Genomic DNA, 13,941 nt, shown 5'->3' with positions numbered 1-13,941 from the left:
GCGTAGCCCAACGAATTTATAACCCCTTGCTAGCAAGAGCATTACCCGCAATAATTTCCAGTAATTAAATAACCTTACCAACTCGGCAGCCGTGCGCTTACCAAGCCGACTTTTGCGGGCAGCGGGGTAACGAGGGCGGCCGTCGCTACGGCGCGCACTGCTCCCAGGGGCTGCGAGGAGCTAGGCTCGGGGCGGCTGCAACAGGGCCGGAACCGCGCCGTCCAGGTAGCGAGGCGGGCGGGCGGGTCGGTAGGCGGGGTTGGCCACAGTGGGCCGGTGGGTGGCGAGCCGCACGCTCACGGGCAGTAGAAGAAATGCGACATGCGCGCTACACGAGTGCTGGCCGTGCAGGGGCAGGCCTTGGTGGTCTTGCTGATGCCGGGTTGAAAACGTGCACCCAAAATGCGCGGGCTGCCCCGAACCATAGTGCTCGGCCATAAACTGGGCTATCGACAAGCCGCCGCCCGCCACCGAGTGGTGGAAGCGGTAGTGCTCCAGCAGCTGGGGCAGCTTGCTCAACTCCGCCAGGTCGTTCTGCGGAATGAGGCTGCCAACCAGCATCAGGCAGGCCAGAAAAAAGGAAACCACCGATTTCATACGTGCTCTCTCAACGCCCGCGGGGGGTGAAGGTTTCTCCAGGAGTAAGGCAATGAGCAAATTTAAGGGCAATTTAAGATTGCGGCCCGGCGGCAGCGGGTGAAAACATTTGCCCGCCGCCGCGTATTCTTGGCGCATCATGCGTCTACTTCCCCTCTTCCCGCTCAACCTGGTGGCATTCCCCGGTGAGCACCTGAACCTGCACATTTTTGAGCCGCGCTACCGGCAGCTGGTGCGCGACTGCTTCACCGAGGGCCTCCCCTTCGGCATCACGCCCTTCCTCGACAATGCCGTGCAGGAGCTGGGCACCGAGATGCGCCTGCTGAGCGTGGAGAAAACCCACTCGGGCGGCGAAATGGACATTCGCACCGAAGCCATCAGCATTTTTCGGGTGCAGCAGTTCTACCGCCAGGCCCCCGACAAGCTCTATGCCGCCGGCCAGGTAGAAACCGTGGTGCAGGATGAGGAGCCCGACCTCCTGCTGCGCGACGTGATTGCCAAGCAAGTGCGCCAGCTCTACGAGGCGCTGGGCCTGCGCAAGCTGCTGCTGCAGCTGGAGCCCGACTTTAAAATATTCGACGTGGCCCACCACATCGGCCTCAGCACCGAGCAGGAGTACCAGCTGCTGGGCACTACCGCCGAGGTCGAACGCCAGGAAATGGTGCGCGAGCACCTCGAGCGCCTGCTACCCGCCGTGCTCGAAGCCGAGCGCCTCAAGGAGCGCGTGCGCCTGAACGGCCACTTCAAAAACCTGCAGCCACCCCAGTTTTAGCGGCGCGTGCAGCAGGGAGGAGCTGGGCAAATATTCGGAAACTACGCTCCTTGTATCATCCTAAAGTGCAGCAAATGCGTAACTTAGCCGGTGCGTCCAAATAACGGACGGATATCAGCTTACTACTAACTCATACACAGCACTTTATGAAAAATCTTTTCCCTGCTTGGCCACTCAAGCGCTCCCTGCGAGGGGCTACGCTGGCCCTCGGATTATTGGCTGCCAGCACCGAAGCGCGCGCGCAGGCACCTACCAGTATTTATGCGCTGGGCACTATTACACAGAATGGCTACGTTTTTGCAGGCACCACCTACAATGCGGGCGACCAGTTGTTAGCCACGCTCAACCCGGCAGCCCTCAACAGTAATACGCCTTTTATCACCGCGGCCCCCGTCAAGATAACGGGTATCACTGGTAATCAGCAAATTGTGGGTATTGACGTGCGCCCAGCCACGGCACAGCTGTATGCCCTGGGCTACGATAAGTCGCGTACTACCCAAAACGCGCAAATCTACTTGCTCGCCCCGAATGGCGTGCTTACCCCGGTGGCTCCAGGCGTGCTCATGGACCTAAACCTGGCCGATACAAACCCCGCCAACACGCGAGGTTTGCTACCTAATGTCGGCTTTGATTTCAACCCACGCGCCGACCGCCTCCGGGTGGTAGCCCCCAACCGCACCGACTACCGCCTCAACCCCAATACGGGTGTGGTAGTGGCCATTGATGGCCAGCTTACCTACGCGGCAGGCAGTACCGTGGGGCATACTCCTTACATTGGTACGGCTGCCTATACCAACTCGGCAGTAGGCTTGGCCGGCACCACCCTGTATGATATTGATGTAACCAACGCCGATGCCCTACTTGCTACCCAGAACCCACCCAATACGGGTACCCTCAACCCGGTCAACAGTGTTACTTTCGCTGTCAATGGTTCGACTAGCTACGTTCCAATAGCCTCGCCTACTATAGGCCTGGGCCTCGACATTTTTTATGACCGGACTGGCGCTCAGGACCTAGCTTATGTGATTGAAGCCCGCTATTCGGACTTAACTAACACGGACCCTAAAAACGGCGGAGGCCCCACTGGTAACGACCGGTTTGCTTCCAACTTGTATAGCCTAGACTTAGCTACGGGCCGGGCAACCGGAAAAAACGTTTTCGGCCAGGTACCCGTATTTCTCTCCGATATCGCGGCCACCAATGCCATAGCGCCACTTACCTGGAATGGTAGCACTAGCACGGCCTGGAACAACCCGGCCAACTGGACTCCCAATCAAGTACCCGGCCCTGGAGATGATGTAGTTATTCCGGGTCCCGGCGGCACGGTCCAGTTTCAGCCTACGGTAAGCGATGCCCAATCAGCACGCGGCATTGCCCTGGGCACGGGCCTCAACGGCTCCCAATCGGTGCTAACGCTGGCCGATGGGGCCAACTTGCAAGTCTATGGCAGCTTTGCCAACAACGATGGTACGCTTGCCAGCACGGGTGCGGGTACGGGCCGCATTTCGCTGGTAGGTAATACCACGCAGGATATTGGCGGCGGCGCCCTTTCTACCTTCCCCAATCTAGTAGTGGGCACGGGTACCACGGCTACTACCAGCAGCGCCGCGGCCATTGTGCGCGGCCTAAGCCTCTCGGGTAACCTCAATATTGGTACTGGCCAGCTATTTACGCTGCTTTCCAGTACCATCGGCACGGCGTATGTGGTGAACAACGGCAGCGCTATTCTCAACGGTAACGCGACCGTGCAGCGCTACATCGATGCCAGCGGCAACAGCGGCAGCAGCGGCGCCCGCCACTACTCGTCGCCTATCACCAGCGCCACGGTAAACAGCCTGACCACCACCAGCCGGGGCGGCAGCTTTACGGCGCAGGTAAACCCGGCGTTTAACACCCAGGACCCCAATACGCTGACGCTGGCCACCTACCCCAACGTATTTAGCTACGATGAAACCAAGATTCCGGGTTCGCCGGCCGTTACGTTCAGCGATTTCGACAAGGGCTACCAATCGCCGCAATCGCTGAGTGACCCGCTAACGGTGGGCCGCGGCTACAGCGTACTAATCGGTAATACCGAAAAAGTGCAGTTCACTGGCCAGGTCAACAATGGCAACCAGACCATTGGGGGCCTGACCCGCACGGGTAACACCGATGGCAGCGGCTGGGCGCTAGTAGGCAATCCCTACCCCTCACCCCTCGACTGGGGCACGGTGACGAACGCGCAGCTTACCAACGTAAACGCCGCCGTGTACGTGTTTCAGAGCACTGAAACCTACAAGGGCCGCTACACGTCCTTCACCAATGGCGTGGGGGCCGGCACTGGCCTCATTGCCAGCAGCCAGGGCTTTTTTGTACGGGCCAGCGGCAACACCGGCTCCATTGCCCTCACCAACAGCAACCGCGCGGCTTCGGCCGATACCAAGTTTCAGCGCACGGCCGCCGAAACCCGCCCATTGTTGCGCCTGAGCCTAGGCCTGGGCAGCAGCCCGGCTACCATCGCCACGGCCCAAGACGAAACCTTCGTTTACTTTGAGCAAGGCGCCACGGCTGGGTTTGATGGCAAGTTCGACGCCTACAAGCTGGCCAACCCCAGCGGCTATTACCTGGGCACCACCGCCACGGCAGCCGCCGGCGACCAGCCCACCAACCTGAGCATCGACGGCCGCAACCCGCTCGTGGCCACCAGCGCTACCGAGGTAGTTCCGGTGCAGTTGAGTGCCCCGGCCGGTACGTACAGCCTCACGGCGACCAGCCTGCTCAACTTCGCCGCCGCTGGCACGCAGGTATACCTACGTGATGCCCTGCTGGGTACCCTTACCAACCTGGCTACTACGCCTAGCTACAGCTTCAGCATTGCCGCCAACGCGGCCAGCACCAGCCGCTTCTCGCTCGTGTTTGGCTCGGCTTCAGCCTTAGCTACGGCCCCCAGCGCCGCACTCACCCAAACACTGGCTACCCTCTACCCCAACCCCGCCTCAGGGGCCGATAACGTAACGCTGGCCGTTACGGGCCTGCCCCAGGATGCGCGCCTCGTAGAGGCCACGCTAGTAAACGCGTTGGGCCAGGTAGTGAGCCACACTACGCTGGCGGCCGCCCAGGGTAACGCCCGCACTAACCTAGCTACCAGTAAGCTGGCCGGCGGGGTATACCTGCTGCGCCTAAGCGCCCAAAACGCGCAGGGCCAGGTAATAGGTAGCCTACCTGCTCAGCGCTTGAGCATACGCTAGGGTTATTTCTCTCATTCGTAACTTCTGTTTTTATGCCTGCTTCCCTTTTTTCCTTACCCCGCCTGTTGTTAGCTGGTGCCCTATTAGTTGGCAGTGTTGCTACCAGTCACGCCCAACTTCCCGGTAATGGTGGTACTACCGGTACACCGCCGCCGCCCCAGAACCCCACCGCGGTTCCCCTCGATGGGGGTGCTTCCCTGCTATTAGCCGCAGGCGTAGCCTACGGCGTGAAGCGCCTGCGCCGCCGCCGGGCGTAGCCACCCTCCCGGGGCCAGCAGGCCTTCGGGACCCGGCTAAAGCTATTTACCACCGCACACGAAAAGACCCTGACCGTTGAACGGTCAGGGTCTTTTTTGTAGGCACAGGGCGGGCGGCTTTCGGCCGGCAGCCCGTACCGTACCTCTGCTTCAGATACGCCGGCCTGGAAACGGCTGTAGCCAAGAAAGCAGCGACGATTCAACAAGCGGGTGCCAGCTGAGCCTACTCACCCAACGCCCAACCGGACAAGCGCTTACGGCCTTACGCGAGCCTCACGCCGCTTTGCGGCTTACCGTGCCCCAGTACCCGGGCCATAGTAGCGGCACAAGCATCATTACGGGCAGCGGCGATACGATGAAATCGATGATGCGCCGGCTCAGCTTAAGCGCCCACTCCGCATTGCCACCCAGCCGGCCGCCCACCATCAGCAGCACGTACAGAGCCAGCAGCCCCAAGTAGAGCTGCGCGGCCCAGCGCGTGCGCTGCGCGTTGCGCAGCAGCACGTGCAGCAGCAGCAGGCAGCCGCCTACGTAGAGTAGGCTGTAGGTGCCCATGGCGGGCAGGCTGCGGGTGGTTACCAAGTGGCTGGTGCCCTGCTGCCAGCGAGCCAGCGTGTCGCTCACGCCCACTAGCTCAGCCAGCGCCTGCCAACCGCGCGTGAGCGCGGCAAACACGGCATCCGACTCCATGCCCACTATAAAAAGCAGCGAAGCCAGCCCCGCCGCCAAGGTCCAGCGGGCGGGCGTCATGGGTGGCACGGGGGTAGCGGGCGGCTGGCTCATGCCTCACTGGCGGCCGGCGCGCCATACCAGCGCACCCACAGCATCCAGAGGGCGCAAATGCACGCATACACGACAAATGTGAAGGTGTAGTGGTGGTTGAAATCAACCGAGCGGTGGGCGTAGTGATGATTGAGAGCTAATGCCCCAACCCGCACGATATTAAGTAGATATAAGAAAAATATCCCTGCCGGAACAAACCACAGCTTGGGCCGCACCGGCCCCGGAAAAGCAATAATGAAGCCGGCAAACAGGGCGTATATCACCAGGCCATCGCAGGGGGGGCCCACCACTACGGCGGGCAGGTTATCCATCAGCAACAGGCTGGAGCCGGGGGCCGCGCTGGCCTCAAAGCCCAGCACATGCAACAGCCAGGCCCCACCGGCGGCGATGTTGATGGACAGTAGCTCGTCGAGGCGGCCATCAGGCCCTACCACCCCTTCGTAGAGCAGCAGCCAGGCCAGGTAAAGGCCCGCCGCTACCAGCAAAAACTGCCAGCGCGGAGCAAGTTGCGCCCATTTGGAAGTAGGCGGAGACGAAAGTTCAGGAAGCATAGTCACAAATATATTACGTGCGCTCAGTAACTGCTGCTGCCTCAGGTTAAAGCAAAAAGGCGGGCAACGGCTGTCAACCGTTGCCCGCCTCCCTCGCACTTTGCTGAAGCTATTGCTTCAAGCCGGCCGGAGGACCCTGCGGGTACTGCTGCTTGATATCCTTTTGCAGCTCCTCAATGCGGTTGCCCGGGTTAGGGTGGGTAGCCAGAAACTCGGGCTGCCGGCTGCCACCGCCCTGCTTGTCGAGCATGGCCATCACGTTCATCATCGACCGGGGGTCGTAACCCGCTACGGGTGTGAGCTTTACGGCAAAGTCATCGGCCTCCAGCTCGTCGTTGCGGCTGAAGCGCAGGGTTACCAGCTTGGCTATCATGGCGGCGGCGGCGGCGCGGGCCACGCTGCTGCCGGGGCTGTTGGGGTCGTAGGAGGCAATGGCGGCGGCCCCGGTGAGGCCCTGCGTCAGCTGGCTCTTGGCTACCTGCTCGGCCGAGTGGCGGCCCACCACGTGGCCTATCTCGTGGGCCAGCACGCCGGCCAGCTGGCCTTCGGTAGTCAGGTTTTTGAGCAAGCCCTGCGTAATGAATACCTGGCCGCCCGGCAGCGCAAACGCGTTGATGGTCTGGTCATCGGCCAGCAGGTGAAAGCGGTACTGGTACTTTGTCTTCTGGTCGAGGCCGTTGGCCTGCACAATGCGCTGCCCTACTTGCTGCACCGCCGCGGTGGCACGGGCATCAGAGCTTTCGCCGCCGTACTGCTGCGCCATTTCGGGCACGGCCTGCACACCCAGGGCTATTTCCTGGTCGGCCGTCATATTTACGTGCTGTTTCTCACCCGTAACAGGGTTGGTCGAGGTGTTAAAAAAATAGCCAAACAACGTAACCGCTGCGATGATGAGGCCAATGATGAGGCGAAAATTTAAGCGCATGGCGTGAAAAAAGGGATAAGGGGGGAGAAAAGAGTAGGTAGTCTTGCGCGGTTGGTTGGGGTCTTGGCCGCCCAACCCAACCGAATGGGGCTTGTAACGGGCCACGCCGGGCTAGGTTATGCTCGTGGTAGCCGCTAGCTGGGCCACAAGGCGCTTTCGGCCCTAGCTTCGTTGCCTCGCCCGGGCCGACCAACGGCCGGCGGCTCCGTTGCTCATGGCTTTTACTTTGTTTGCTGCTGCCCCTCCTGCTGCCAGCTGGCGGTGGCTCGCGCTGCTGGCTCTCCCCACTTTGCTGGCCGGCTGTGGCCACGCCCTGCCCGATATCCCGGGCTTTGCGGCCCCCGCCTGGCGGGCCGACCGCTACGCCTGCGCCAACCGCCGGGCGGCCCTGCTGCCGCCGCTGCTGGCCGCCCGCCCCCGCCTCTACGAAGCCCGCGCCAACGACGTGACGGCCGTGCTCGGGGCTCCCGACGAGGAAGAGCTGCTCGCTAACACCGAAAAAGTATACCATTACTACTTGGTGCCAGGCCCGCAGTGCGGCCCCCGCCGCCCCCACGCCACCGGCCCCCGCCTCAGCATCCACTTTGGGCCGCTGGGCACGGTGACCGAGGTGCAGGCCGACCCGCTGCCCCCGCGCTAAGTTCTGGATAGCCACAAAAAAGCCCGGCGGAATCTCCGTCGGGCTGCTTCTTTTAGCGGCGGGCTACGCTTAGCCGTTACCGCCCGAAGTCGTATTCTGGTTTTCGCTTTGCTGGAGCTGGCTGAGCTGCGAAGGCGACATAATGCGGCCGCACTCCTGCTCATATTGCGCTTGCAGCTCGCTAAGCTGGCTGTTGCGCACGGCCGGGTCTTTTTGGTTGCTGGTGCGCTGCTCAATTTCGCGCTGCCGGGTCTGGCGGGTGCGGTTGAGGGTCAGCAGCCGCACGTATTGCCCTTCATTGAGTTGCAGGCGCGCACTCATTTCGCGGGTCATATCGGTCGGGTTCTGGGTCTGGGTAGTCTGGGCTTTGCCCACTACGGCCAGTAGCAGGCAAAGCGGCAGTATCCGAAAGGAAGTTGTCGTCATAGTGGGTAGTGAAAGAATGTGCAGCTTGGTCTTGGAATTCTACTAGATTTTCGGCCTAACCCCGCCCTGCGAGTGGTTAGTTCCCCACCTACCCGCTTTTACTCCTTTCGGCGTAGCGGTATCTTCGCCGCCTACCCTCTGCCCCATGCTCACCTGCTTTGCCCCCGACCTGCGCCCCAGCCAGGCCACCTACACCCTCACCGAAGACGAAAGCAAGCACGCCGTGCGCGTGCTGCGCCTCGGCCCCGGCGCGCCCGTGCTGCTCATAGACGGGCGCGGCACGCTGGCCACCGCCGCCATTCAGGAGGCCAACCCCAAGCGCTGCGCCCTGGCCATTACCAGCCACGAGCTGGTGCCACCCCGCGCCACTTACACCCACGTGGCTGTGGCTCCCACCAAAAACCTCGACCGCATGGAGTGGCTCGTCGAAAAAGCCGTCGAAGTGGGCATCGAGCGCCTCAGCTTCCTGCGCTGCGCCCGCTCCGAGCGCCGCGACCTCAAGCTGGAGCGGCTGGAGAAAATCGCCGTCAGCGCCCTCAAGCAAAGCGGCCAGGCCTGGCTACCGCAGCTGGACGAACTACTTGATTTTGACACTTTTATAAAGAGCATCGACCCCGCCGCCACCTTCATTGCCCACCTCGAAGCCGGCGAGCGTACGGCCCTGGCCCAGGTCATTGCTGCTGCACCGCGCTGCTGCGTGCTCATCGGCCCCGAGGGCGACTTCTCGCCCGCCGAAATCGCGCTGGCGCTGGGCCGGGGCGTGCGCCCCGTTACGCTCGGCACCTCGCGCCTGCGCACCGAAACGGCGGCGCTGGCGGCCGTATTCACGGCGCAGATTGCGCGGGAAATTTTCGGCTAGCCGCTAAGTGGCCCCGCGGCGCCCGCGCATCCCACCAGCCTTCCGCCAAGCCGGGGGCGAAGGCAGCCAGGCTAAACTCGCCGTCCAGTACCAGTCTAGAGTATCTTTCAGCCATACCTTACTGTGGCCGTAAGAGTCGGCTGCGCTCAATGTGCCCCATCATAAGCGAGTCCTGCCGCTCTTGCTGGCGCAATAGCATGTCCTTTGATTCAACAGGCGCACCCGGGTCGTAGACGGTGTACGTAACGTAGGTTATTGCCAATGGCGAGTCAGTAGAAGCAGACCCGTCCGGCATGTATCCTGCTATGCCTTTTATGCTTTCGGTACGCACGTGGGGTCGCACTTTGCTGGGTTCACCCACCTGGGTATCATCAAAAAGCCGTTCTTCGCGGCCGGCCTCATCCACCAGGTAAAATTTAGTATCCTGCGCCCCAGACCTGAATTCGGGCTGAATGAGGAGAATACCGTCGGCTGGAATCTTGAGCACCAGCCGGCCATTTTCCAGGGGCGGGTTTACGCCGCCCTTCTCCTTGTATACTATCCGCATGGTACCCCGAAAATTGGCGGGAATCAAGTACGTTTCCGGCATCGGCTGATTGAAGTAGCTGCGCAGCCATGAGCCGCCCCCCAGCACCAGCAGCACCCCCGGCACCAGCAGCAAATTTGTCAGCAAGTAGCGCCAGCTCACTACTTTTTCAGGGTCGTGCAGGAGGAAGCGGTTCTGAAAAAAGAGCTGGGCGGCTACGCCAATCAACCACGGATACACCAACGGAAAGCTAAACGCGCCCCCCCACGGCCCCAACGCCCACAATACTACCCGCAGCCACCCGAAAGCGCCGAGCAGCACGGCCCCCAGCAGGAGCAACCAGCGCCCGCTGGCCGGCACCCGCTCTAGCAGGCGCAGCACCACCGGCCCGGCCGCCGCCACCCCCATCGCCAGGGGCAACGTCCAGAAGAAAAACGACCCGATGTCGCCACTACCAAACCCCCGTTGCCAGGCCAGTAGCAACCAGGCTACGACCAGGCTAGCGGCTGCATTAACCAGCGCACTGACTAAAGCAAGAAATATAAAACGCTTCAAAACAGCTAATTAAGTTAACCGACAACTGAGCTAAGCCACCAGCCAGGCGTGCGCCGGTGGCCACTTCCCGGGCTGGTAAGCAGCAACTTACTTCGCCTGCCGCTTCTTGACGCGCCACGGCGCGTCCTGCTCCCAGTCGCCGGCCATGATGCAGCCGTAGGGCCGCACCTCATCGAGCACGGTGGCTAGCCCGAATTGCGCAATCTGCTGCTGCACCTCGGCGGCGTCTTTGTAGGCGCTGGGCAGCTCCGAAATATCAATCTGGTTGAAGAAAAACCGGGCGTCGATGCCCTGCGTTTCTTCCGCAAACCACGCTTCCTTAGTCTTGTCAGTCCGGCTGGCTTTGTGGCGGGTGCGGCTGAGGTTGCGGCCCGCGCCGTGCGGCGCAAAGCCCAGGTTGTTGACAGTAGTAGCGCCCTCCACAATGAGAATGGGCTGCGCCATATTGAGCGGAATAATGCGCGGGCCGGTGATATCAGGCAGAAAGCGCGGGTCGAGCGGCGTGGCGCCCTTGGCGTGGTAATAGAGGTCGCCGGTTTTAAACACGAAGTTGTGCTCGTTCCAGTAACGCTGCTGCACAGGCGCAGCCAGGCGCTGGGCAATATCGTCGTGCAAGCACAAATGATTGAGCTTGGTCCACTTGCGTACGGTTTGCAAGGCCTGCCAGTAGGCCTCGCCCTCGGGCGAATCGGCGGGCAGCCAGGCATTGGCGGGCGCAGTTTCGGGCGACAGCTGCTGGCGAAAGCGCTCGGCCACCTTCATGCCCGCCGTGTAGAGCCGCGCGCCCACCCCGCGCGAGCCGTGGTGCGTCACGAGTATCGTGTCGCCGGTGTTGCGCGAAATGCCCACGTACAGAAAGTGGTTGCCGTCGCCCTGCGTACCCAGCTGCTCGTGGGCCAGGGCGAGGGTTTTATCGGTATCCAGAAAGGGGTTGGCCTGCATCTCGGCCCGGAGGTCGGCCGGCAGCTCGTAGCGCCGTTCCGGCGGCCGGCCGCCGGGGCCGAAGTGCGTCACCTGCTGCGCCGCGTCCAACACTTGTTTGGGGTCGGTTTTGCCTAAGTTACTCAGCATCACCGAGCAGCAAATGTCGGCCGAATGCATACCGGGGTGAATGGCGTTGCGCGTCACCACCACCCCACCCACCGGAATGGTGCCGGGCGGCCCCGCCGGGCAGGCATCGGGCATAATGGCGCCCGTAACCACGGTGGGCGTGCGCATGAGCAGGCGCATCGACGCCCGCACGTAGTCGATATTCTGCTGCTCCACCACCGAGCTGGCGCTGATGTTTTCGTAAAAAGGCAGCGGCTCGGGCAGCAGCGGAATGGCATCGGGCGGCTTCACGGTGGCGAGGTAGGCCAGCAACGGCTCACCACTCAGGCCGTGGGCGTTGATGTGCTCCAGGGCTTCTTTAAACCATTTGCCCGATTTGAAGCCGAGGTCGAGGAGGTCTTTGCCGTTGGTCATATTAAAACTTATTTTTGTTTGGATATCAAATGGCTTTTTGCATAAGTTGAATCAACAAACGCCGGTAATTTTTTCAGTTTGTAAACCTGTTTTTTCCTATCAATCTCTCTACTATCTTTAAAATCAAAGCTTCGCACTTTCATAGTGGCATCATACTCGCCAATTATATTATCCATTGTAATCAATCCGTATTTTATAACATCTTCTCTATTTTTATTTTTAATACTATCGGCATAAATAACCAAGTCAAGAGAATCATTTTCAATAAATGTTCGAAAACCCATTTCTGCAGAAGAAAATTGTAGGCTCCCATACTTTAAAGTGAAGTCTTCACTGGCCCTTTGTCGCAACGCTGTCACAGTCCAGCCCGATATTTTAGGTGCCCCTCTGACTATTGCTTCCACAATTGGAAATTTGTTCTTATCGCCATCGGCCGAGATGACAATGTCCCGAACACCATGAAATTCTTTAGAAACCTCAACTGCTAAATTTTCACTTACAGGAGATAAATGCTCCAGCATAATATTCAATATCTCATCGTGAGTACTATCTGTCATCGTTTCAAAAAGCACTCTTTCACGCCCAAACCAGCTCCAAAAATTCTTAATCTGGATAGCATCATATTGGCTCTGATTGAACAGTAGCTTCGTATTAGTTTGCTCACCGGAACAGCCAATAGAACAGAACGGCAGAATAAACAATAACTTTTTTAACATCATTTCTTAATTACAATACTTAGAATAAAACGCACTTAATCAGTAATTTTGACGGCCGGCAGCTTCGCGGCGGCCATCGCGGCGATGGCTTCAGTGCGCACCGGCTTCAAGGTTTTCAGGAAGCTATCGATGCCGCTACCGTAGCCTCTTTTGGAATAGGCGTACAGCAGCGTGCCCGTTTTGCCCGCGCCCAGCGCCACTTGCTTGTAGCGGTACACGTTGAATTCGGCAATGCCCTGGCTGCCCTCCATATTTTGGCTGAGCAGGAAATCGAGGATAATCTCCTTATTATCGGGGCTGGTCATTACCTGGTAATTACAAATGGCATCCGACTGCTTGCGCGCCTCTAACTCCTTCACTTTCAGGCCCGCCACGCTCTTAACGTCGGTGCCTTGGCTGATGAGGTGCAGCGCGAGCATTTGCTTGAAATCGGCCGATTTTTCGCCCTTGGGCAGGTACTCCTGCACATAGTAGGTGGCGCTCGGCTTGGTGGCCCAGGCCAGGCTGTAGGTAGTGCCGCCGAAAGTGAGGGGCCCCGCTACCCCCAGCCGGTCGATGGGGCCCGCGCTGTCGTTGGTAAAAGCCATGAGTAAGGTTGCCGTAAGAAGTAGGTACTTTTTCATTTTACGTTGGGTTACCCAAGTGCCACCAGCGGCACTGCGTTGGCTTTAAGCCGAGCGAATATACCGGCATAGCCGGTTAGTCGTGCCCACGGCGGCGGCCCAAGCCTGAACCCGGCCCCGCACGCTTGATGTCGCGCCACTGCCCGGGCCCCGAACTTTACGGCGGTGCCGTTTCTTTACCGGATTAGTTGCTTACCCCGCCCTCGCCCATGATTCGTCAACTTTTTCTCGCCGCCGCGCTGCTATTCACCACCACGGCCGCCGCGCCGCCCGCCGCGCCCAGCTACCAGCTGGCCAAGCTGCACTACGGCGGTGGGGGCGACTGGTACGCCAACAAAACGAGCCTGCCCAACCTCATCAGCTTCTGCAACCAGGCGCTGCACACCAACATCGCGCCCGAAGAGGCCACCGTGGAGCTCGACCAGCCCGAGCTGCTCACCTACCCTTTCGTGCACATGACGGGGCACGGCAACGTGAGCTTCAGCGCCGCCGAGGCCCAAAACCTGCGTAAGTACCTCATCGGCGGCGGCTTTCTGCACATCGACGACAACTACGGGCTCGACAAGTTTATCCGCCCCGAAATGAAGAAGGTGTTTCCCGAGCTGGAGTTTGTGGAGCTGCCCTTCTCCCACCCCATCTACCACGGCAAATACCAGTTTCCCAAGGGCTTACCCAAAGTGCACGAGCACGACGGCAAGCGCCCCCAAGGCTTCGGCCTACTTTATAAGGGCCGCCTGGTGTGCTTCTATTCCTTCGAGTGCGACCTCGGCAACGGCTGGGAAGACGTGGGCACCTACCCCGAAGACACCCCTGCCGTGCACGATGCCGCCCTGCGCATGGGCGCCAATTTGGTGGCGTATGCGCTCACGCAAGATTAAAACCGTTTGGCCTTGCGAGCGCAACATTCTGCGCATCAAGCAGAGATGGAGCGCGGCAATCTTTCCTTGGTCGTCCTCGGCATTAGAATTACTAACCCCAACGTGAAGGAAAGATTGCCGCGCTCCATCTCTGCTTGATGCG

The 13,941-nt window shown here is 60.2% G+C and carries 15 protein-coding genes; 6 read left to right on the top strand and 9 right to left on the bottom strand.

What is annotated here, in order from left to right; genetic code table 11:
- Positions 1 to 180 precede the first annotated feature (180 nt).
- Entirely contained in the window at positions 181 to 588 is a 408-nt protein-coding gene (locus ACYVGC_RS21560; protein ID WP_460585933.1) for a hypothetical protein, read from the bottom strand.
- A 148-nt stretch (positions 589 to 736) separates the two neighbouring features.
- Here ACYVGC_RS21560 and ACYVGC_RS21555 point away from each other — a divergent pair, with 148 nt between their 5' ends.
- From ACYVGC_RS21555 to ACYVGC_RS21545, 3 genes are all read left to right on the top strand, one after another.
- Positions 737 to 1,369 (top strand): LON peptidase substrate-binding domain-containing protein, encoded by a 633-nt coding sequence (locus ACYVGC_RS21555; protein ID WP_460585932.1) that lies wholly within the window; start codon positions 737 to 739, stop codon positions 1,367 to 1,369.
- A gap of 146 nt (positions 1,370 to 1,515) precedes the next feature.
- A complete protein-coding gene (locus ACYVGC_RS21550) occupies positions 1,516 to 4,596 on the top strand; it encodes a DUF4394 domain-containing protein (RefSeq protein WP_460585931.1) in 3,081 nt (1,026 codons plus the stop codon).
- Positions 4,597 to 4,628: 32 nt separating this feature from the next.
- On the top strand, positions 4,629 to 4,853 hold the full coding sequence (locus ACYVGC_RS21545; RefSeq protein WP_460585930.1) for a PID-CTERM protein-sorting domain-containing protein: 225 nt from the start codon (positions 4,629 to 4,631) through the stop codon (positions 4,851 to 4,853).
- Positions 4,854 to 5,126: 273 nt separating this feature from the next.
- On the opposite strand, the gene ACYVGC_RS21540 is transcribed toward ACYVGC_RS21545, so the two are convergent.
- The 3 genes from ACYVGC_RS21540 to ACYVGC_RS21530 all read right to left on the bottom strand — a co-directional run bounded on the left by ACYVGC_RS21540 (position 5,127) and on the right by ACYVGC_RS21530 (position 7,112).
- The gene (locus tag ACYVGC_RS21540; RefSeq protein ID WP_460585929.1) at positions 5,127 to 5,636 is read right to left on the bottom strand and encodes an XrtX-associated membrane protein; all 510 of its coding nucleotides are present in this window, start codon (positions 5,634 to 5,636) and stop codon (positions 5,127 to 5,129) included.
- A complete protein-coding gene (gene xrtX, locus ACYVGC_RS21535) occupies positions 5,633 to 6,187 on the bottom strand; it encodes an exosortase X (RefSeq protein WP_460585928.1) in 555 nt (184 codons plus the stop codon). Before xrtX ends, ACYVGC_RS21540 begins: the two co-directional genes overlap by 4 nt.
- 109 nt (positions 6,188 to 6,296) lie before the next feature.
- Positions 6,297 to 7,112, bottom strand: coding sequence for a M48 family metalloprotease (locus ACYVGC_RS21530; protein WP_460585927.1), 816 nt, complete (start codon positions 7,110 to 7,112; stop codon positions 6,297 to 6,299).
- Between the two features lie 214 nt (positions 7,113 to 7,326).
- Here ACYVGC_RS21530 and ACYVGC_RS21525 point away from each other — a divergent pair, with 214 nt between their 5' ends.
- Positions 7,327 to 7,752, top strand: coding sequence for a hypothetical protein (locus ACYVGC_RS21525; protein ID WP_460585926.1), 426 nt, complete (start codon positions 7,327 to 7,329; stop codon positions 7,750 to 7,752).
- A gap of 69 nt (positions 7,753 to 7,821) precedes the next feature.
- Here the strand turns inward: ACYVGC_RS21525 and ACYVGC_RS21520 are convergent, their stop codons facing one another.
- Positions 7,822 to 8,178: a hypothetical protein gene (locus tag ACYVGC_RS21520; RefSeq protein WP_460585925.1), complete on the bottom strand. Its 357-nt coding sequence runs from the start codon at positions 8,176 to 8,178 to the stop codon at positions 7,822 to 7,824.
- Between the two features lie 145 nt (positions 8,179 to 8,323).
- Between ACYVGC_RS21520 and ACYVGC_RS21515 the strand changes: the two genes are divergently transcribed.
- Entirely contained in the window at positions 8,324 to 9,037 is a 714-nt protein-coding gene (locus tag ACYVGC_RS21515) for an RsmE family RNA methyltransferase (RefSeq protein WP_460585924.1), read from the top strand.
- A gap of 118 nt (positions 9,038 to 9,155) precedes the next feature.
- Here ACYVGC_RS21515 and ACYVGC_RS21510 read toward each other — a convergent pair whose 3' ends face one another.
- From ACYVGC_RS21510 to ACYVGC_RS21495, 4 genes are all read right to left on the bottom strand, one after another.
- The gene (locus ACYVGC_RS21510; protein WP_460585923.1) at positions 9,156 to 10,118 is read right to left on the bottom strand and encodes a DUF6843 domain-containing protein; all 963 of its coding nucleotides are present in this window, start codon (positions 10,116 to 10,118) and stop codon (positions 9,156 to 9,158) included.
- Between the two features lie 87 nt (positions 10,119 to 10,205).
- Positions 10,206 to 11,582, bottom strand: a complete 1,377-nt coding sequence (locus ACYVGC_RS21505; RefSeq protein WP_460585922.1) for an RtcB family protein — start codon at positions 11,580 to 11,582, stop codon at positions 10,206 to 10,208.
- 8 nt (positions 11,583 to 11,590) lie between these two features.
- Complete coding sequence (locus ACYVGC_RS21500; RefSeq protein WP_460585921.1) at positions 11,591 to 12,301, bottom strand: hypothetical protein; 711 nt, start codon at positions 12,299 to 12,301, stop codon at positions 11,591 to 11,593.
- Between the two features lie 32 nt (positions 12,302 to 12,333).
- Positions 12,334 to 12,885: a hypothetical protein gene (locus ACYVGC_RS21495; protein ID WP_460585920.1), complete on the bottom strand. Its 552-nt coding sequence runs from the start codon at positions 12,883 to 12,885 to the stop codon at positions 12,334 to 12,336.
- Between the two features lie 245 nt (positions 12,886 to 13,130).
- Between ACYVGC_RS21495 and ACYVGC_RS21490 the strand changes: the two genes are divergently transcribed.
- Positions 13,131 to 13,799 (top strand): DUF4159 domain-containing protein, encoded by a 669-nt coding sequence (locus ACYVGC_RS21490; protein ID WP_460585919.1) that lies wholly within the window; start codon positions 13,131 to 13,133, stop codon positions 13,797 to 13,799.
- Positions 13,800 to 13,941 lie beyond the last annotated feature (142 nt).

The sequence above is a fragment of the Hymenobacter arcticus genome (genome assembly GCF_054779975.1).
This window is presented reverse-complemented; position numbering and strand designations above follow the sequence as displayed.

Excerpts from the sequence above, each read along its gene's own strand:
- ACYVGC_RS21555 (WP_460585932.1), top strand. The coding sequence starts at position 737 with ATGCGTCTACTTCCCCTCTTCCCGCTCAACCTGGTGGCATTCCCCGGT.
- ACYVGC_RS21550 (WP_460585931.1), top strand. The coding sequence starts at position 1,516 with ATGAAAAATCTTTTCCCTGCTTGGCCACTCAAGCGCTCCCTGCGAGGG.
- ACYVGC_RS21545 (WP_460585930.1), top strand. The coding sequence starts at position 4,629 with ATGCCTGCTTCCCTTTTTTCCTTACCCCGCCTGTTGTTAGCTGGTGCC.
- ACYVGC_RS21540 (WP_460585929.1), bottom strand. The coding sequence starts at position 5,636 with ATGAGCCAGCCGCCCGCTACCCCCGTGCCACCCATGACGCCCGCCCGC.
- xrtX (WP_460585928.1), bottom strand. The coding sequence starts at position 6,187 with ATGCTTCCTGAACTTTCGTCTCCGCCTACTTCCAAATGGGCGCAACTT.
- ACYVGC_RS21530 (WP_460585927.1), bottom strand. The coding sequence starts at position 7,112 with ATGCGCTTAAATTTTCGCCTCATCATTGGCCTCATCATCGCAGCGGTT.
- ACYVGC_RS21525 (WP_460585926.1), top strand. The coding sequence starts at position 7,327 with ATGGCTTTTACTTTGTTTGCTGCTGCCCCTCCTGCTGCCAGCTGGCGG.
- ACYVGC_RS21520 (WP_460585925.1), bottom strand. The coding sequence starts at position 8,178 with ATGACGACAACTTCCTTTCGGATACTGCCGCTTTGCCTGCTACTGGCC.
- ACYVGC_RS21515 (WP_460585924.1), top strand. The coding sequence starts at position 8,324 with ATGCTCACCTGCTTTGCCCCCGACCTGCGCCCCAGCCAGGCCACCTAC.
- ACYVGC_RS21505 (WP_460585922.1), bottom strand. The coding sequence starts at position 11,582 with ATGACCAACGGCAAAGACCTCCTCGACCTCGGCTTCAAATCGGGCAAA.
- ACYVGC_RS21500 (WP_460585921.1), bottom strand. The coding sequence starts at position 12,301 with ATGATGTTAAAAAAGTTATTGTTTATTCTGCCGTTCTGTTCTATTGGC.
- ACYVGC_RS21495 (WP_460585920.1), bottom strand. The coding sequence starts at position 12,885 with ATGGCTTTTACCAACGACAGCGCGGGCCCCATCGACCGGCTGGGGGTA.
- ACYVGC_RS21490 (WP_460585919.1), top strand. The coding sequence starts at position 13,131 with ATGATTCGTCAACTTTTTCTCGCCGCCGCGCTGCTATTCACCACCACG.